Origin of the sequence: Simkania negevensis Z (genome assembly GCF_000237205.1) — a bacterium.
GTDB lineage: Bacteria > Chlamydiota > Chlamydiia > Chlamydiales > Simkaniaceae > Simkania > Simkania negevensis.
Map to the genome: position 1 here is coordinate 1,970,592 of NC_015713.1, position 17,309 is coordinate 1,987,900.

At 42.5% G+C, this 17,309-nt stretch carries 20 protein-coding genes and 1 tRNA gene; 13 read left to right on the forward strand and 8 right to left on the reverse strand.

Features of this window, described 5'->3' with window-relative positions; all coding sequences use genetic code 11:
* Positions 1–70 precede the first annotated feature (70 nt).
* From SNE_RS09645 to SNE_RS12405, 7 genes are all read left to right on the forward strand, one after another.
* The gene (locus tag SNE_RS09645) at positions 71–328 is read left to right on the forward strand and encodes an SWIB/MDM2 domain-containing protein (RefSeq protein WP_041419026.1); all 258 of its coding nucleotides are present in this window, start codon (positions 71–73) and stop codon (positions 326–328) included.
* Positions 329–581: 253 nt separating this feature from the next.
* The gene (ispD, locus tag SNE_RS09650) at positions 582–1,250 is read left to right on the forward strand and encodes a 2-C-methyl-D-erythritol 4-phosphate cytidylyltransferase (protein ID WP_041419451.1); all 669 of its coding nucleotides are present in this window, start codon (positions 582–584) and stop codon (positions 1,248–1,250) included.
* A complete protein-coding gene (gene truA / locus SNE_RS09655; RefSeq protein WP_013944232.1) occupies positions 1,243–1,980 on the forward strand; it encodes a tRNA pseudouridine(38-40) synthase TruA in 738 nt (245 codons plus the stop codon). The genes ispD and truA overlap by 8 nt, the downstream gene beginning before the upstream one ends.
* Before the next feature lie 75 nt (positions 1,981–2,055).
* The gene (locus SNE_RS09660; protein ID WP_013944233.1) at positions 2,056–3,129 is read left to right on the forward strand and encodes a hypothetical protein; all 1,074 of its coding nucleotides are present in this window, start codon (positions 2,056–2,058) and stop codon (positions 3,127–3,129) included.
* Positions 3,130–3,156: 27 nt separating this feature from the next.
* Positions 3,157–3,239 (forward strand) — tRNA-Leu (locus SNE_RS09665).
* Between the two features lie 18 nt (positions 3,240–3,257).
* Positions 3,258–3,932 (forward strand): HAD family hydrolase, encoded by a 675-nt coding sequence (locus tag SNE_RS09670; protein WP_013944234.1) that lies wholly within the window; start codon positions 3,258–3,260, stop codon positions 3,930–3,932.
* 51 nt (positions 3,933–3,983) lie between these two features.
* Positions 3,984–5,234: a Fic family protein gene (locus SNE_RS12405; RefSeq protein WP_013944235.1), complete on the forward strand. Its 1,251-nt coding sequence runs from the start codon at positions 3,984–3,986 to the stop codon at positions 5,232–5,234.
* Here SNE_RS12405 and SNE_RS09680 read toward each other — a convergent pair.
* On the reverse strand, positions 5,218–6,483 hold the full coding sequence (locus SNE_RS09680) for a sigma-54-dependent transcriptional regulator (RefSeq protein WP_013944236.1): 1,266 nt from the start codon (positions 6,481–6,483) through the stop codon (positions 5,218–5,220). The two genes, SNE_RS12405 and SNE_RS09680, sit on opposite strands and share 17 nt — an antisense overlap.
* 133 nt (positions 6,484–6,616) lie before the next feature.
* Here SNE_RS09680 and SNE_RS09685 point away from each other — a divergent pair, with 133 nt between their 5' ends.
* Both SNE_RS09685 and SNE_RS09690 read left to right on the forward strand, forming a co-directional pair.
* Entirely contained in the window at positions 6,617–7,426 is an 810-nt protein-coding gene (locus tag SNE_RS09685) for a D-Ala-D-Ala carboxypeptidase family metallohydrolase (RefSeq protein ID WP_013944237.1), read from the forward strand.
* A 10-nt stretch (positions 7,427–7,436) separates the two neighbouring features.
* Entirely contained in the window at positions 7,437–8,477 is a 1,041-nt protein-coding gene (locus tag SNE_RS09690; RefSeq protein WP_041419029.1) for a hypothetical protein, read from the forward strand.
* On the opposite strand, the gene gloB is transcribed toward SNE_RS09690, so the two are convergent.
* From gloB to hpf, 7 genes are read right to left on the reverse strand one after another with little or no spacing between them, the layout of a single operon-like run.
* Complete coding sequence (gloB, locus tag SNE_RS09695) at positions 8,443–9,249, reverse strand: hydroxyacylglutathione hydrolase (RefSeq protein WP_148259007.1); 807 nt, start codon at positions 9,247–9,249, stop codon at positions 8,443–8,445. The genes SNE_RS09690 and gloB overlap by 35 nt on opposite strands.
* The gene (locus SNE_RS12410) at positions 9,224–9,985 is read right to left on the reverse strand and encodes an RDD family protein (RefSeq protein ID WP_013944240.1); all 762 of its coding nucleotides are present in this window, start codon (positions 9,983–9,985) and stop codon (positions 9,224–9,226) included. The genes gloB and SNE_RS12410 overlap by 26 nt, the downstream gene beginning before the upstream one ends.
* Positions 9,986–10,039: 54 nt before the next feature.
* Entirely contained in the window at positions 10,040–11,815 is a 1,776-nt protein-coding gene (locus SNE_RS09705) for a motility associated factor glycosyltransferase family protein (protein WP_013944241.1), read from the reverse strand.
* Entirely contained in the window at positions 11,800–12,168 is a 369-nt protein-coding gene (locus SNE_RS09710) for a toxin-antitoxin system YwqK family antitoxin (protein WP_013944242.1), read from the reverse strand. Before SNE_RS09710 ends, SNE_RS09705 begins: the two co-directional genes overlap by 16 nt.
* A complete protein-coding gene (locus tag SNE_RS09715) occupies positions 12,152–13,726 on the reverse strand; it encodes a motility associated factor glycosyltransferase family protein (RefSeq protein ID WP_013944243.1) in 1,575 nt (524 codons plus the stop codon). Before SNE_RS09715 ends, SNE_RS09710 begins: the two co-directional genes overlap by 17 nt.
* Positions 13,723–14,178: a type I restriction enzyme HsdR N-terminal domain-containing protein gene (locus tag SNE_RS09720; protein ID WP_013944244.1), complete on the reverse strand. Its 456-nt coding sequence runs from the start codon at positions 14,176–14,178 to the stop codon at positions 13,723–13,725. Before SNE_RS09720 ends, SNE_RS09715 begins: the two co-directional genes overlap by 4 nt.
* Positions 14,156–14,782, reverse strand: coding sequence for a ribosome hibernation-promoting factor, HPF/YfiA family (gene hpf, locus SNE_RS09725; protein ID WP_013944245.1), 627 nt, complete (start codon positions 14,780–14,782; stop codon positions 14,156–14,158). The genes SNE_RS09720 and hpf overlap by 23 nt, the downstream gene beginning before the upstream one ends.
* A gap of 524 nt (positions 14,783–15,306) precedes the next feature.
* Here hpf and SNE_RS09730 point away from each other — a divergent pair.
* Genes SNE_RS09730 through SNE_RS12420 form a run of 4 tightly spaced genes read left to right on the forward strand, consistent with a single transcriptional unit; the run spans position 15,307 to position 17,299 of the window.
* The gene (locus SNE_RS09730; RefSeq protein WP_013944247.1) at positions 15,307–15,726 is read left to right on the forward strand and encodes a DoxX family protein; all 420 of its coding nucleotides are present in this window, start codon (positions 15,307–15,309) and stop codon (positions 15,724–15,726) included.
* Positions 15,727–15,729: 3 nt separating this feature from the next.
* Positions 15,730–16,257 (forward strand): class I SAM-dependent methyltransferase, encoded by a 528-nt coding sequence (locus SNE_RS09735; RefSeq protein WP_013944248.1) that lies wholly within the window; start codon positions 15,730–15,732, stop codon positions 16,255–16,257.
* A complete protein-coding gene (locus tag SNE_RS12415; RefSeq protein WP_013944249.1) occupies positions 16,254–16,781 on the forward strand; it encodes a class I SAM-dependent methyltransferase in 528 nt (175 codons plus the stop codon). The genes SNE_RS09735 and SNE_RS12415 overlap by 4 nt, the downstream gene beginning before the upstream one ends.
* Complete coding sequence (locus tag SNE_RS12420; protein ID WP_013944250.1) at positions 16,778–17,299, forward strand: class I SAM-dependent methyltransferase; 522 nt, start codon at positions 16,778–16,780, stop codon at positions 17,297–17,299. The genes SNE_RS12415 and SNE_RS12420 overlap by 4 nt, the downstream gene beginning before the upstream one ends.
* Positions 17,300–17,309: the final 10 nt, after the last annotated feature.

Below are 17,309 nucleotides of genomic sequence, written 5' to 3' on the forward strand. Positions count from 1 at the left end.
CTCAAAGGGAACAAGTTATGACCATTTAACCCTTTCTTCTGACAACCGTTTTTTTTTAAGGAGAAAACACATGGCCAAAAAAGCACCATCAAAATTCATGCAACCAATGAACATCAGCACTGAGCTAGCTGAAGTCGTTGGGAAAGGACCGATGCCAAGAACTGAAGTGACAAAAAAGCTTTGGGCTTACATCAAAAAGAACAAAAGACAAGACCCAGACAACAAGCGCAACATCATTCCAGATGAAAAACTTGCAAAAGTATTTGGAAGCAAAAAAGCGATTAACATGTTCGATATGACTAAGAAAGTTAACAAGCATCTTTCTTAATATCCTCCCCTTTCAGTGCCGCTTTTTGATAGGCGGCACATTCTTTACATTTTTGCTCAAGCAACTTAAAAAGTTAGGTTTTCATTTCTCTCAAAATATAGTAGTTCGCTGACTTTAAATTGCCTCATATTTCTCATATTAAGTTACTTAAGAAAATTCCTTTGACAAGCTTTCGTATTAGCCAAAACCAGCTTTTGAAGTTGTTTGAGTATATACTCCAGATTCTTTACCATAGTCTCTTATGACTCAAACAATGCCAACAATTGCTGCGATCTTACTTGCGGGAGGGACGGGGTCCCGAATGGGAGGACCTATTCCCAAGCAATTCCTCCCCTTGAAAGGACAACCTATTGTCCAATACAGCTTTGATCTCTTCCTCTCTCTCCCCGAAATTTCCGAAATCATCGTTGTTTGCAAACCCCAATTCCAAACATTTTTTGAAAAAAGTCCGCTAAAACCCATCCAATTTGCTCTCCCTGGAAAAGAGCGTCAAGATTCTGTCGCGAGCGGTTTTGCTCATGTTTCTCCTTCTTGCGAATATGTCCTGATTCACGATAGTGCTCGCCCTCTTATCCAAGAAGAGGAAGTTCGAAAACTCATTGAAGAAGGACTCTTAATCGGAGCTGCCACATTGGGAGTGCCCATGAAATACACTGTCAAAGAAGTCGATGAAAACGGTATTGTCAAAAAAACCCTTGATCGGAGCCGCCTGTATAATATCCAAACCCCCCAACTTCTCAGACGCGATATCTTATCAAAAGGGTTAAAAAAAGCGCAGAAACAAGGGCTCACTTTAACTGACGATGTCTCCCTTGCCGAACTGATCCACCATCCCGTAAAGATCGTCTATGGATCGGACGAAAACCTAAAAATCACCACTCCAGAAGATTTTGAAGTCGCCAAGCAACTCGTCTATGTCTAAATATAAAATCACTTTAAGTTATGACGGTTATCCATTCGGGGGATGGCAAATCCAACCTAATACTTCTTCCATCCAAGGACACTTACAACAAGTTTTCGAACTCTTGATTGGAGAGCCCATCACCGTGATCGGATCGGGACGAACCGATGCGGGAGTTCATGCTAAAAAACAGGTTGCACATTTTGAAACAGAAAAAGAGCTTCCTTCTACATTTTTAGATGACGCCAATAGTAAACTCCCCTCAGAAATCCGCCTGTTATCTATAGAAAAAGTCGAAGCAAACTTTCATGCACGCTTTAGCGCCGTGCAAAAAACCTACCACTATCACATTTCGACTGCACCCGTATTAAGCCCCTTTGAATGCCGTTACCGGACCCATCTTTACTATGAAATGGACCTCGAAAATCTTCAACAAGCTCTGAAATATTTTATTGGCACTCACGACTTTTCCTCATTTGCAAATGAACGGGGCACCCCCTGTTCCCCCATCAAAACCCTCCATGCACTAAACTATGTTCCCGAAGGAGATGGTAAATTTCGTCTTGAATTTACCGGAAATGGATTTCTCTACAAGATGGTCCGTAATCTCGTAGGAACGCTCGTTTATGTTGCTCGCGGCAAGCTTTCTCTCAAAGAACTCTCAGATCTTATCGAAGCAAAAAATCGGCGCCTCGCGCCTCCTCCCGCCCCTCCACAAGGTTTGTTTCTAACGTCTGTAGAATATAAATAATATTTTAATTTATGATTACTATTAACAATAATTACCCTCTTTATTATTATTGTTATTTCAAAACAAAAGGTTATTATGAGTGGTTTACATATAGGGCCTGCAGAAAGTCTTCAAAGACTTCAACAATTAGCTATGATCACTCCTCCAGAAAAAGTGGAAGAGCCAAAAAAAACCAAGAAAACTGAGACCGAATACAGAACCCAAGCCGAAAAACAGCAGGATTTCTACGAGTCGTTTTGGGAGGGGATGCTTACCCTTTTTATAAAAATTCCTTTCATCAAAAACCTCACCCTTTTTATCTGGCGATTTGGATTGCGCTCACTCCAACCAACAGCGCCCATTAAAAGTTCAGGATCTTTTCTCTTCAATTCCTCAATTGAAATTCCTAAATGGTTTGACGATCACATGAAGTCTCAAGGTGCGCTCACCTTGAAAAACCATTTTCTCGCAGAGCTCAAAATGGCCGCTGATCAAGCTCCCGCCGAACTCAACAGCCTCGTACGGCTCAGTCAAGTTAAAGTAAGCCGGGATTTATACAACTATCCTGAGATCCTCAAAGAAATTCAAAACGAACTGAAAAATACGACATGGACGCTCATCCAAAAGATTCAAGATAAACATCCAGGAGAACCGCTCCAGCTTCATTTAGGAGGAAATTCTTACGAAAATCCTCTCGAACGTCTTCCTTTATCAGGTCTTTTTGCTCAGGCTTTTACCGAGTGCATCGAAGAGCATGCTGCTGAAATGCCCATCCGATGGCTTCACATTCATGGTCCTTTAGACAATCCCGAAGCGCTAAAAATTTTGTTAGAAGGTCTTGCCCACTGTCCAACCCTTTATCATTTGCATCTCGATCTAGACGAAGAGGGATCTAAAAAGGCTTTTCAATTTCTTGGCAAGGCTCTCAAAAATGCACCAGGACTTGAATTTCTCGTCTTCCGCAACTATGCGCGTGACCATCGTTATCTTGTTCAAGATACCGATTGGTTAGAGCTTGCCGACGCTATCAACACCCATCGCAAACTTAAAATGCTCTCTTTTTACGATCTCCCCCCTCCACCTGAAATCTTTAAAAATGCCCTCCGCCACTATGAAATTTGCGCGCCACATGCAAACTCTGCAGAAGGCTTTTGCATAAAAAAACAATAGACCGTAAAATACCTTTTCTATGACCACGCCGATGTGGTGGAATGGTAGACACGGTAGATTCAAAATCTGCTCTTAGCAATAGGGTGCTGGTTCGAGTCCAGTCATCGGCATTAATCTTGGTAGCGCTCATGAACTTTTTACAATGCGACGCGATCTTTTTCGATTTTGACGGGTTGCTTGTCAACACTGAACACCTCCATTTTGAAGCATACCGTCAAATGATGCTTCAAAACGATGCCTCATTTCCTTGGGACTTTCCTACTTTTGCATCGGTGGCTCACAAAAGTTCGACAGGGCTACGAAAAATGATCACGGCACATGCTCCCAAGCTCGTTGAACAGAAAGGGTGGGACACACTCTACAATGAAAAGAAAGCTTGTTATCAGGCGTTGCTCAAACAAGGATGCCTGGAACTCATGTCCGGCGCTGAAGAGATTTTAAACCGGGTCAAAGAATCCAAAATCCCCCACTGCGTAGTGACCAATTCGACAAAAGAACAAGTCGAGCTCATCCAAGAGCACCTCCCGATTCTCAAACAGATTCCCCTTTGGGTGACGCGAGAAGACTATGATAACCCCAAACCGGCACCTGATGGGTATCTTAAGGCGATTGAGCTTCTCAAAGCTTCGGGTAAAATGGTGGGGTTTGAAGACGCTCTCCGTGGGATTCGCTCTCTTCAAGGAGCTAAGATCGATCCAATCTTGATCTGCTCTCCTGATCATCCTCAAATGGAAGAGGTTTCTCATGAAGACTTTCCTCACTTCTCTTCGTTTCATCAAATGTTAAATTCACATTTCTTATAATCATTAACTAACTCTATAATATTCGCGAAATAAATTAAATCATAGGTAGTTATGAATATTCAATTATTTACAAACAATGCCCAAATAGCTCTTCAAAATATCAGAGAAAACCCAGAGCGGAGCGGAAAACTATTTGTAGGAGCCGCAGTCTTCACAGTCGTTGCCATGACTGTTTTCAATTTCAATCCGTTGATTTATCCTGTGGCTACAATCGTTACAATTGGAGTCTTATTCTTCAGCTTCCAATACACTTCCACACAACCCCAGAAAGTTTTCACATACACTTCGTTTCCGACTTGGTACAAAGAAAAAACCATTTTTGATTGCGCCTTGCTCACCGATATTTGGTTACACTACAATGGTAAAAAGGTTACAGCAGCCTTAGCTGTGACAACAAAAACTCAAAATGTGAGTCAACGTCAAGATAATGCTTATAAAGTTCTACAAAGTGTGCAATATCAAGGACTCATTAGTCAAATTTTCGATCAACAAAAAGAGCGTGGATTAGCGGTCAGTGATGGTGCAAATGTTTACTCTTTAGGGATCGATTCAGAATTTGTAAGAAATAGACAAGCTGCGCTCACTTTCGTCGAAGAGAATCTGCTCTGCAATCCTCCAAAAGTTCAAACAGCAGATCAAATGGAAAAGTTCATCTGCAAGCTGCATGCTCTTTTAGCACAAGATCTCGTCAATAGCTCTGGCATTCCCATTCCCCCTGGAAAGTACCGCGATTCGATCATTTTACTCCCAAGAGATAATGTTGGAGTTAATGAGGAGGCGGTTGCTGAAAATGTCAAAAAAAAGGAGCCTAAGTCCGACAAACTCTTCAGGTGCCTCTTTCAGCGTTTCAAACAATCTAAAGACCCCTCTAAAACTTTAAGGCAATTCACAAAAGAAGAAGCGAGAGTCTTTGCCTTAGGCTACGATACCCTTTACATGGATGCAAATGAGATCCCTAGTGCAATGAAAAAGTTTTGCAATGACTATGTGCAAAAAATCCAAGAGAAAATAGATCCATTAGATCTTGCGACATGGGTCCATATGACACTGATCGCAATTCACCCTTTCATAGATCTTAATGGGCATACTTCTCGAACGCTTGCAAGTGCAGAACTGAGGCGCGGAGGATATTCTCCCATTTTTGTCTTTGATGAAAATGCGTATGTGAAAGCTCAAGAAAAAAGAGATCCTGAAGAGTTCAAAGCATTTTTAAAACGGACAATTGCCCTAAGTGAAAAATTGGGGAATGCTCTCGATCAGGAAACGCCTACAAAGCCCATAAATATTAAGCTTCAAGGTTGAGATATTCTTTGAGCTTGTTGCGCAGAGTGCGCACACTCATCCCCAGCTTGTTAGCTGCATGGGTGCGGTTGTCGTGGCAAGCTTTAAGAGTGGCTAAAATATGCCTTTTTTCGACTTCTTTAAGAGGCAAGCCAAGTGTTGATTCAACGCATTCTTGAAGCTTTTGCGGCTCCTCGAAGAAAAGATGATTGCCTTCGATTTCTTCGCCCTCATCCATGATGACCGAATATTCGACAGCATTGCGCAGTTCACGAATATTGCCTGGCCATTTGCAAGAAAGAAGCTTTTGCTGAGCTTTTTTCGAAAAGGTTTTCATAGGCAGCTGGTTTTTCTGACAGACCTCTTTTAGAAAATGTTCAGCAAGGGGAAGAATGTCTTCAACCCTTTCGCGAAGCGGGGGAAGAAAAATAGGAATCACGTTCAGCCGGTAATAAAGGTCCTCACGGAAATGACCTGCTTTAATTGCCTCTTGCATATTTCGGTTCGAAGTCGAAATAAGCCGTACATCAATGGGGATGGGTTCGGCTGCTCCGACCCGCTCAAACTCTTGTTCTTGGACAACGCGCAAGAGCTTTGCTTGCAGAGAAGCAGGTATTTCTGAGATCTCGTCGAGAAGAAGCGTTCCTTTATCGGCCATTTCAAAACGGCCAATTCTCTTCGAATGAGCGCCTGTGAAGGCTCCTTTTTCGTGCCCAAAAAATTCAGACTCAATGAGAGTTTCGGGAAGAGCGGCGCAATTCACCCGGATGAAAGGAGCGGCAGCTCTTTTCGAATAGGAATGAATCATACTGGCAATAACTTCTTTTCCCGTACCTGACTCACCACAGATGAAGATGTTCGAATGACTTTTGGCAATTTTTTCGACCCGCATGAGAATTTGCTTCATTGCTGGACTTTCTGCAATAACTGAAGAGATCCTCTTATTTTGAGTGCTGAGTTCTGCCATCACTTTTTCCAAATGACTCGTTTCAAACGGTTTTTCTAAGGTCGCATCGACATCACTGCGCATTTTTTCATGGAGTTCTTTCAAAAAGATAAGAGGTGTGCCTAACGGACGGCGCCCTGTTCGCGCAAGGGTTTCAATTCCCTTCTCATCGCTAAAGATCACATCAAATGAGCGCTTCTTTAAAAGCTCAAGCGCACCTGACCCATCTGCAACCGAAAAGAGTTGAATCGGCTTATTTTTAAGCAATTGCATTAAAAGTTGACGCGCAGGCGTCTGTTTTTCAATAATTAAGACTTTCTTCATCTTTTTATTAACATTTTTACGGATGAAGCTAGGGGCAAGCTTCTCCCTTCATAATTCCAGGAGATATATCGCTCGAAATTTTTTTTCAACGTCGGTTATAGTGGTGTTTTCATCAGCTCAAAATTAAGACCAAATGAGATTCTACAACTACTTGATCATTAGCTTACTTGCACTTTTTTTAGGAGGATGCTCAGGTCTGGAAAAATCAGAGTCGCAAAAACAACGGCAGGTTAATTTGGTTGTGGAGCCGATTCAGCGGAAAGAAAACGACGCATTTTTCGTCATTCAAGATCCTCAACCTGTTAAAAACAAAGAGATTTATCCTTGGCAACAAAAATACATCGGGCAACTCCCCCGCATCACAAAAGAGTTTTTCCGCTGCAATGGAAATCCCCTCAATCCTATTATAAAGGTCGAATCAGAGGCGAGCCAAGTCACCTATCAAATGGATTGCGGAGGAATGGAGCGCCATAGCTTGCCTGTCCGGCAAGGAGAAGAGTTCATCTATCCTATCCTTATCGACTTGCTGAACGCAATCCAAGAAAAAACCGGCAAACGGGTCATGATCACCTCCGGTCACCGTTGCCCTACCCATAACTCATACGTCGACCCTTCACAAAAAAATCGCGTTTCTAAGCATCTCATGGGAGCAGAAGTGGATTTTTATGTTAAAGGATTAGAATACGATCCCCGCTCAGTTGTAGCAGTTCTCGAAGAATTCTACCGTGACGACACTGATTTTCAATCTCTTAAAAAAAATGGAAACGTTTGGAGTAATAAAGAAATTATTGTCACCTGCCACTTAGCAACAGATAGACGCAATGGAGACAACAAGCACCCCTACCCCTACATCACCTTAGAGCTCCTCTATGATAGGCACAGCCGAAAGCCAGTGCATTTTTCATGGCATTTAGGCTATAATGCCTTCCATCGCAATGGATAGGGAAAAATTTATGGCAATTTCAGATGTCTCCAGCTCATCCCATAAAACAATGAGCAGTTCATTTTCAAAAACGGTTTTGATCAACGACCAAGTCGTAGCAATTATGAGGGACATCCTTCAGAAAACTGAGAATCATAATGGTTTCTTTTACCCAGAAGAATACTACTATAAAATCCCATCGAGCGGCCGACGCAACTACTTGCATGAGCGTGGCGATTTTTTTCATGGTTATCTCCATCATCAGTTCTTTTCTCACACAGACCGTTCCGATCTCAACTCTCCGACTGGAAAAATCACGGAATTTAAAATTCAGAAAGGTATTTTGCCATCTGTCGCCTTGGACGCAGTCATGAATCAGCTCGCCCTTGTCGACTGCTGTAATATGTGCCAAATTGCGCAGTATCAAGCTATCCGAGAAGCTATCGGAGATGAAAAATTCAATCTTCTCTTTGAAGGGCGACTTCTCATTAGTGACTATGAGAGCAAAGACCATCCTCTTCATCACTTTCTCCTTCCTTGCCATGATGGAGATGATCCGCAAATCACTCTCTGTAAAAAAGTAGGATTGATGATCACCGATCCAACGTTGGGTAAACGTGATTTGAGAAATGAGATCGATTACATCCCTGTTGGAGCGCGCGTCTTTTTTACAAATGTCGACAGGTATCCCAACAAACACTTAATCGGAAGCTATGCCTCTTTCAACGTGATTTATGCAGGACACAAACGGTATTATGCTTTTGGAATCTCTACAGAATCTGTGACAGCTGATAAGATCAAAGAAGCCCTCATCAATGCGTTTAATGCTTCTGCCTCTGAGGGCGAACATCTCAATAGCAAAGCGAAAATATGGTACATCAAAAATCGGGATCGCTTTTCTTCTTTTAAAGATGACAGCATCGTTAATTTCGAAAAAGAAGGAGGTGGATTTCAGCCTCTATCTGGAAAAATACTGAATGAAAAACTCATTGCAGAGATTTCCCAAATGGATCTTAAACAACTTTCCTGGGAGTGGGTTACCAGTTATCTTTCAGCTTGCGTAAGTGGGTAAAGACCTCGAGACCTGATGCATTTGGCATTGCCAAGGCATCTTTCATTTCAGGTGTATCTGCACGGAGAAACGGATTGGTTTTCATCTCTTCTGCTAAAGTGGTGGGAACTGTCGGCTTCCCCTCAGCCCTTAGTTTTCTCACTACTTCAAGACGCTTTGACACTTCTTCGTTATTTGGTTCAATGTGGTGAGCAAATTCGAGATTCTTTTGAGTGTACTCATGACCAAAGAAAATATCGGTATCTTCAGGAAGTTTCATAATAGCAATAAGCGATGACCACATTTCCTGAGGGGTTCCTTCTAAGATTTTTCCACAGCCTGCTCCAAAGAGTAAATCACCTCCAAAGAGAAGGTTAAGGTCTCGGAAAAAATAAACAACATGAGGTATTGTGTGTCCTGGTGTGGAAATCACTTCAATTGTGAATGGGCCAAAAAGCAGCTCTTCTCCTCCTGCAACTGACTGCTCTAAATAGGGAACTCGGTCATCTTCAGGACCAATGACTGCACATTCTGTCTTCTTTTTCAGATATTCGTTTCCACCCGTATGATCTTCATGATAATGGGTGATTAAAATATTGGTCAGTGTAAGCCCCTCTTCTTCAATGAGCGTCATGACTTTTTTTCCATCGCCAGGGTCGACAACAAGGGCACTTTTGTCCCAAGCAAGAAGATAAATATAATTATCTTTCATTGCAGGAACAATATAGAGGTATTGCCCTCCTTCACCAATCTGTTTCTTCTCGATATTATCCATATGCTTGCATGATTTCAAATTCACCCCATGAAAAAAGCCATAGGTAGCAAATAAAATAGAGAATCGTAATTAAGCAGCGCCCGACTCCTACCTTTCCATGAAAAATCCGATAATGACTGCGTCGATCCCATGAAGTCATCCCAGTATTGGAAAGCTTGACCGCCGCTACAATCATCGTAATGATGAAGACAACCGGAAGACCTCCTCCCATCCCTAACCACCAAACAGAAAACGACCGGTTAAGCGCATCGGAAAAACTCAGCTTTTGATGGTGCTCATCTCGAACAGTAACACGCAAAAGCCACTTTCCAGGAGTTGTTCCCCAACTGATGAGCAGGAGTGTTTCGACAAAGACCCAAAGGAACAGAATGAACATTCCATAAAATGGAAAGAAAGGAGCCAAATAAAATCCTAGAGCTCCACTGAGAAGGGTGATCACAAAATATAAAAGAGAATAATCAATTATCCGAGCCCAAAACCGGATCCAGGGACGGGGACGGACATAATCTTCATCGGTTTCTCGGGTATAGACAACTTTTTTCTTCCCCACTTCTATTGTAGGGGTCTCATCAAGTGCTGAAAGGTTAAAGTGTTCGATTTCAGAGATCGCAACCCATTCTTCTAAGGTATCCGTCCAAACTTTCGTCGTCGAATCGATCTCACCGTTATCTAACTTCCCTTGAAGTTCTTCATGGGAAACTGGGCCTTCCTTCTGATCTTCTTTCTTGTAATACCAGACCGCTTTTTCAGCCACAAAAGTGCCCTCTCAATATTCTATCCTCATATCTTTCAATAAATCGCATCCTATTTATTTTGTAAAGGATGATTCTAAGTAATAGGTAATAAGATCGTTAAAACTTTTCCATTTGGAATGGAGCCAATGCCACTTTTGATCATGGGTCGCTTCGCCGATTGAAAACCGATGAAGTCGGTTGTAGGTTTTTTGAAAGGTCAGCGCAGGTTGCTGGAGGCAAAGTGCAAAAGCAAGCTGCTCTTCAAGTTCCATTTGATAAAAGATCATTCTTCCTGTTTCGGGGTCTTTGCCACGTCCTTGAACCCGTTTCAATTCTTCTAACGCTTCTGCCACAATATCTTGTGCATCGAATAGTGAGTCTTTCACTTTTTCTAAAGGATTGGGTTTTGTAAACGAAAAGCGCCTTGTTTCAATGAGTTGATGGATTTTCCCTCGCAGATCGTAACTTTGAGAAAAACTTTGCTGAGCAAGTGGTTGGTATGGAAGGCCAGGAAATCCAATTCCACCTGAAGTACAATTGAGATAACTTGTTTGGGGATTTTTTTTCGCAAAATTGCCAATGGCCTCAGATTCCATTACCCACTTAACAAGGGTATGAATAGGTTTCCCCTGCCGGTCTTTCCGTTTTAGCAATCTTTCAGGTGCCCGCATGTCTTGATCTCGATCTTTGAGCGATACTTTGGACTCATTGACAATTCCTGCTGCATAAAGTGAGTTACCGGTAAAAGCAAGATCAACTCCTACTAAAATGATCGGATCACACCCCATGGTCGTAGCAATCTCCAAACACGTGGTCGTTACAGAGAGGGCTTCAATGTCAAACCCACCTTGCAAGGGCAAGGGCTCGATGCCAATCTCTTTTTCCCACCACAGTTCAAGAGGTCCTCCTGTCATAGCGTGGATGTAACCATGAGGACCATTAAAGGTGTCAAAGACTTCAGGGTGAAGTCGGTTGGTGTAAAGAAGAGGAACTTCAAAGGCTAGACTTTTCCTAAACCGGTGCACTTCTTCAAAGTTCGGATCAATTGCCACTCCAAAATGAGGGAGAATTCCTGCTTGCGAAAGACCTGTGATCGCTGATCCCCCCGCAAAAATCAGCGCTTGGTCTTCTAGTTTACGCAGGTGCTCGAGTTCATCTTGCAATGAAGGTCCTGCGCCACAAATGATTGCAGGAATCCCTTTAAAGGCGCCGCCCATTTTATTGGCATAAAAGGCCTGGTCAATCCTCGAGAAATTAGCGAGTACATTCTTGGACAAGACATGGTAAAACATCTCATCCATATGGATTGCGTGGTGAACAGTTGTCCGTCTCATCAAATGGAGACGCATGGAAGCAATGCGACGAGGGTGCATCTTTTGATAGGATTCAAGCGCAATGAATTCGGCTTTTTCGTAAGGAAATTCGTTAGCACGCTCTTCTAAAAAGGGTTTCCAATTTTTAGGTTCTAATAGAAAACGAAAATGAATCTGAGGATGTTTTATAAGTGCCTCAGATTGTTTTGTTTCTAAGAAAAGGCGGAGGACTTCAATATCATGTTCGAGAAAAACAAGATCTCGTTTCACATCTTGAGCAAGCCAATCAAATAGAGGTGTTGCATAATGCCCAAGCCCCATACCATAAATATAGAGCACTTCGATTTCATCTAAGCGGAGGTTACCGAGTTTTTCAGAGATCTCTTCTTTGAGCCTTTCTGCACGATAAAGATTCAAACCCTTGCGTTTCGCATTTTTGCCTCTTTCACAAAAAATCCATGGCTCCCCTTGCAGAATGCTGAGTAAAAAGCAGAGCTGCGGAAACCGCTCCTCTAAAAGACTTAAGCCACGGGACATGTTTCTTTCCCCTCTATGAATTCACATGCTCTCTTTTGAGTCCCATCTGGCCAAAAGAGACGAGCTGAGCCGTGCAGCTTTCCTCTTTTATAATGGAGCTCACTCTTAAGAGTTCCATTTGGATAGTAATACTCTTGTTTTCCATGTAGTACTCCCCCTTTGTACCGCTCAATAGAGACGAGATCTCCTTGAAGATCCCATTTTTTTGCTTCCCCTTCTCTCTTTCCATGCAAAAACCGTGTTTCTGAAAGACACAATCCTTTTAAGCTAAAGAAACGGGAAAGTCCATGAAGTTTTCCATCTTCATAACTGCAATCAGAAAGAAGAGAGCCGTCGTCATAATATTCTTGCATACTGCTCACACAAATCGCGGTAAAAGAGGGTTTGTTGCACTCTCTTTTCTAACTCAATCTCTTGCATTTTGGACAGAACCTCATCGTTTTGTAAAAAGGGTTGCCACATTTTCCAGCAAGGAAGGAGTAAAAGTTCGTAAAAGACTTCTTCAGAAAGCTCTTGGTCCAACATTGAATACTCAACATGCTCACCAGTAATGTTTCGCTGAATTGTGGCAAGAAGGTTATCACAAATTTCAGAGCAGTAGGTCACACTCTTCTTAAGCTGAGCTAGTTGTGGGGCAAATGAAACAGGGGTGTGCGATTGGGAAGCTTCTTGCCAAAGCGCTCTTGCATCGACTTTCTTAGTGAGATAATGGGTTTTCACTTCTTGCAAGGAAAGATCTTCTATCCCAGCCATCGAGAGCCCCCCTTCTGTCGCATTGAGAAAAAGAGTTTTGGGATGATCGGTTGCAAATTTCTCTAACCACCGCCGACCGAGAATGAAATCCCGACGCGACTGTGCTACTTCTCCAAACCGATCTTCGACAATTAATGGATCACTGCGCCTCTGTTCTACCACCCCCTCATAATAAAGTGTTTCACCACGACGACATCCGTCCATCCCAACAAAAATGACTGGAGAACACCCAAGAAGCGTTGCAACATGGGCTAAAAAAGTCCCGACGTGAGTTCCTCCATCAAAAGAGAGGATATCAGGCGATAGCCATTGTTCTAACGGAAAACCCCCACTTCCTCCTAAACATATTAGCGGGCCTTTGGCCATTTCCAAAAGATTCTGGGCAACTTGATTTTGATAGAAAAATGGAAGGTCGGTCGTTTCATACCGCTCGAGCGGAGGATCTGGATCGATGCTGGCACCAAAATGAATGGGAACTCCTTGCTTTTCTAGGAGTGCCAATGCTGTCCCCCCAGCAAAAATCAAAGCGGAATCCCCTAAAGTTTTTAATACGTCGCAATTCTTTTCAAGTGACGGGCCTGCTCCACAAATGATCGCGGGAATGTTTGCAAATTTTTCTCTAAAAGTCTCGCCCAAATAGGCCTCTCTCTTGAGATTAGCAAAGATATTTTTCATTTGAGGCACACCATAGTCCCGATACAAACACATCATCATTTCGCACTGCAAGTAAAGGTCGGAAAAATGGGTGAGAAACTGATCATTTTTCCAGGGCATGATCAAACATTCATAAGGGCGAAAAAGATACTTTTGAATCACTTTTTCAAGGGATCGCCCATCTGAGTCAATGAGAGCAATCAATTGAACCTGAGGATCTAGCAGCACCCTTTCTGTCTCAACTTGATTGAGAAAGTATCCAAACCGCTCCTGCTCATCCTCAATAAAAATCAAACGTCTAGCCGGGTTTCCACGTAGCCATTTTTTCAGATTATCGTAACAAGAACCCACCCCATAAACGTAGAGGATTTCAGTTTTGGTGTTTGGCTGAAAGGTTGCTTTTTGAGAGGGCTCCTGAGTAGGCTTGAGCAATCTGAGCTTGAGAGCAAGAAGCGGATTTTGTTTTTCAAGAAGTTGAAGGTTTTTTTGATAGGACTCTGTCATTTTTTGCACGCTGCAATGAGTTCTTGATAAGGGGGTATAAAATCACGATACCGAGTTTCTCCATTTTCTTCCCAGCTAAAGCTGAGCTGTCGGTCATTGACAAGAGCAACAAATGGGGCGTTAACGAAACTATTGTATCCCCAAACTTGAGAAAGCATTTTTTCCTGCAGAGGAACCGCTTTGCATTCGATTAAAAGAAGAGGAAAAGCAAGCTGGGGACCAAAACAAAGAAGATCCAATCTTCTTTCAGGTAACTTTTGCTTTCTCTCTGCTAGGTGTGGTAGCTCTGAAAGTTTTTTTTCAAGGGTAATCACTTCTTGAGGAAATTGGCACTTTTCGATCAAATACGCAATGCACTTTTGCCGGACAATTTCTTCTGGCGTAGCTACAAGCCACTTTTGACGAATCGGGTCGAAAATTTCTCGCCTTTTACTCAGGGGCGATGATTCCATAACTTCCATCGCGACGGCGATAGATCACCTTTAAGTTCTGCTCTTCTTCAGAACGATAAACCATGAAATGGTCGTCAGAAAGCTCCATCTTCATCACAGCTTCATCTAATGTTAGGTGCTTCAGAGGCCGCTTTTTCTTTTTAATCACAGTTGGCAAAGAATATTGCTCTTCCAACTTTTGATTGTTGGCATCGGTAATTTCCTGATTGATCTGCTCGACTTCATCTCTTCCATGCTCAAGAACATTGATTTCCATTTCAGTGACTGAAACACCTCTAGCATGGTGATCTTGAATACGGCTTTTCCACTTCAGTAGCTTGGTCTGTAAGCGTTCAAAAGCTTTATCGATCGCCGAATACATGTTTTCGGTAACGGCGCCAACTTTCACTCTAAAGTGGGAAAATTTGAGGATGATATCAACCGTATGGTTCAACTTTTGGACATCCAGTCGAACATCGACTTCGATAATATGATTAGTAATTTTCTCGATTTTCGAGATTTTTTCTTCAATATAGTCTCGGATAGGTTTAGTGATTTCTATATTTTTTCCTATCACAGAGACGGTGTATTCGCCTTCATCGAAAGTCTTAGGAGTTTGGGCCATTGTGGAACCTCTTTATACTAGTTCTGCTACTGCCTTATAGTCTAACTCGTTGGGAATTTTTTTTTAAACCCAAATGACAATCTCTCTTTCGTTGAAGCTCTAATCGTTAGAGCAAAGAGAAGTTGTGACGTCCCCTGAGTTCTGGGTTGATTTTGCTTATTTTCAGAGCAGATTTCTCTTAAATCTTCCGCATTTCTAGCGAAGTGTAGACCAACTTTAGAAATAGTTTGAGTATACAAAGAAAAACCTGAGAATGAGTGAAATAAACCCAGAGTTCAGGCTACCTCGGTTTTTATCTAGACATTTTCACCTAAGAGGGCTAATGAGAAAGAGTAGGCAAATATGTTTGGAGGAGGCCTCCCTTGCTCTCATCCCACTCTTTACAAACCGTCCTTTTCGCTGCTTTTCCTCAAAAGCCCTTGCCACTTCTTGCCCTTCTTTCTTCAAGTATGTCTATCGAATTGGCAAGAAAATTTGAAAAAAACCAATTGAGAATCAACACCTTTCAAAAGTGAGATAGGTTCATGAAACACCTTTTTATTATTCGATTAATTGCCGGGCTTGTTTTTCTATTCTTCGGCATTCTTCATTTTGTTAGTCCTGAGAACTTTAAGCATATTTTACAAGCGAGTAATCTCCCTCTCGCTGATTTTAACCTCATTTTTGTCCCAATTGTAGAAGTGGTCGTCGGCGCTTTGCTTATTCTCGGGCTCTACACTCGTTTAATAGCAATCATCGGATGCATCACTATGGCGATTGCCTTCTACGCAACAATAACTATTCTGCATCTCGACCCAAGCCAGCTTCCAGATGGGATGACTGAAAAGCCATTTTCTCCTCCCCTTATTGTACCGATCATCATTTTTCTCATGTGTCTTTACGTTCTTATTTTTGGAGCAGGAGCATGGAGTATTGATAAACGTAAAAAAAAGAACCCGTCATAACTTATGCATCGGTCTGTCTCTTTGAAACTCTTGACACTTGCTCGAGGCATTCAGGTCAAAAACCTTGCTGAAATTGGAGTTTGGCTAGGCGAAACTTCATATTTTTTCTCCCAATTTTTTCCTGAAGCTCACCTTTATCTCATTGATCCTTGGAAACCCTCCAAGCAATATCTCGAAAATGGTCAAGGTCCTAGCCATATTCAACAAGAGTATGATTGGGCTCGGCAAAACGTGCACAGGCTTTTTCAAAACAACTCTCAAGTTTCAATTTTACAAAAAACTTCACACGATGCTTTAAGCCTAGTTCCCAATCACTTGGACCTTGTCTTTATCGATGGAGACCATAGTTATGAAGCTGTCAAACACGATATCCAGAATTGGAAAAAAAAGGTTAGACCTGGGGGAATTTTAGCAGGACATGACTACCACTCCGATTTCCCAGGTGTCGTTTTGGCAGTTCAAGACTGTTTGAAGGATCGGTTTCAAGTGGGTGAGGATAATGTTTGGTTTACCCTGGTAGAAGCAGGATGAAGCGGGCAGACTACCTCAAACTTCTCACCCTTCTCCACCAAGTCGAAGTAAAGTCTCTAGCTGAAATTGGCGTTTGGGCAGGGTTCAATGCCTTTGAGCTACGCCAGCTTTTCCCAGAAGCACACCTCTATTTAATCGATCCTTGGGAACTCACTCCCAACTATCTCGAAGACGGATTATCTCCCGCCATCGACCCCTATCAGTTTCAACAAGCCTATGAATGCACTAGATCCCTTTTTCGTGACGATCAAAACGTCACCATTTTGAAAAAAAATTCGACTGATGCCCTTACTGAAGTTCCCAATCACTTGGATCTCGTCTTTATTGATGGAAATCATTCATATCGGGCTGTGAAAGACGACATCCAAAACTGGAGAAGAAAAATCCGACGAGGAGGACTCCTGACAGGCCACAACTATCACCCCAACTTTCCTGGAGTGATTCGTGCTGTTCACAGTTATCTGAAGGATCAATTCCAAATAGGTGAAGATACCATTTGGTTTACTCAGGTAGAAACAGGATGAGGCGCGCAGACTATCTCAAGCTTCTCACCTTTCTCCACCAAGTCGAGGTGAAGTCTCTAGCTGAAATTGGCGTTTGGACAGGACTCAATGCCCTAGAGCTACGCCAACTTTTCCCGTATGCACATCTCTATTTAATTGACCCTTGGGAACTCACTCCTAATTATCTCGATGCCGGAGCACCTCCCGACTTTGAGGCCCATCTTTACGAGCAAGCATACGAATGCACTAAATGGCTGTTTCGCCACGACCCGAATGTCACTATTTTAAAAAAAAGCTCGACTACTGCCCTAACCGATGTCCCAGATCATTTAGATCTCGTCTTTATTGATGGAGATCATTCCTATCGCGCTGTGAAAGACGACATTCAAAATTGGAAAAGAAAAGTCCGAAGAGGAGGACTCCTGACAGGTCACGACTATCATCCGAACTTTCCAGGGGTAATTCAAGCAGTCCAAGAATGTTTCCCAGCTGGATTTGAAGTCGGCGATGACGATGTTTGGTCTACCATCAAAACCTGAAGATCCATTA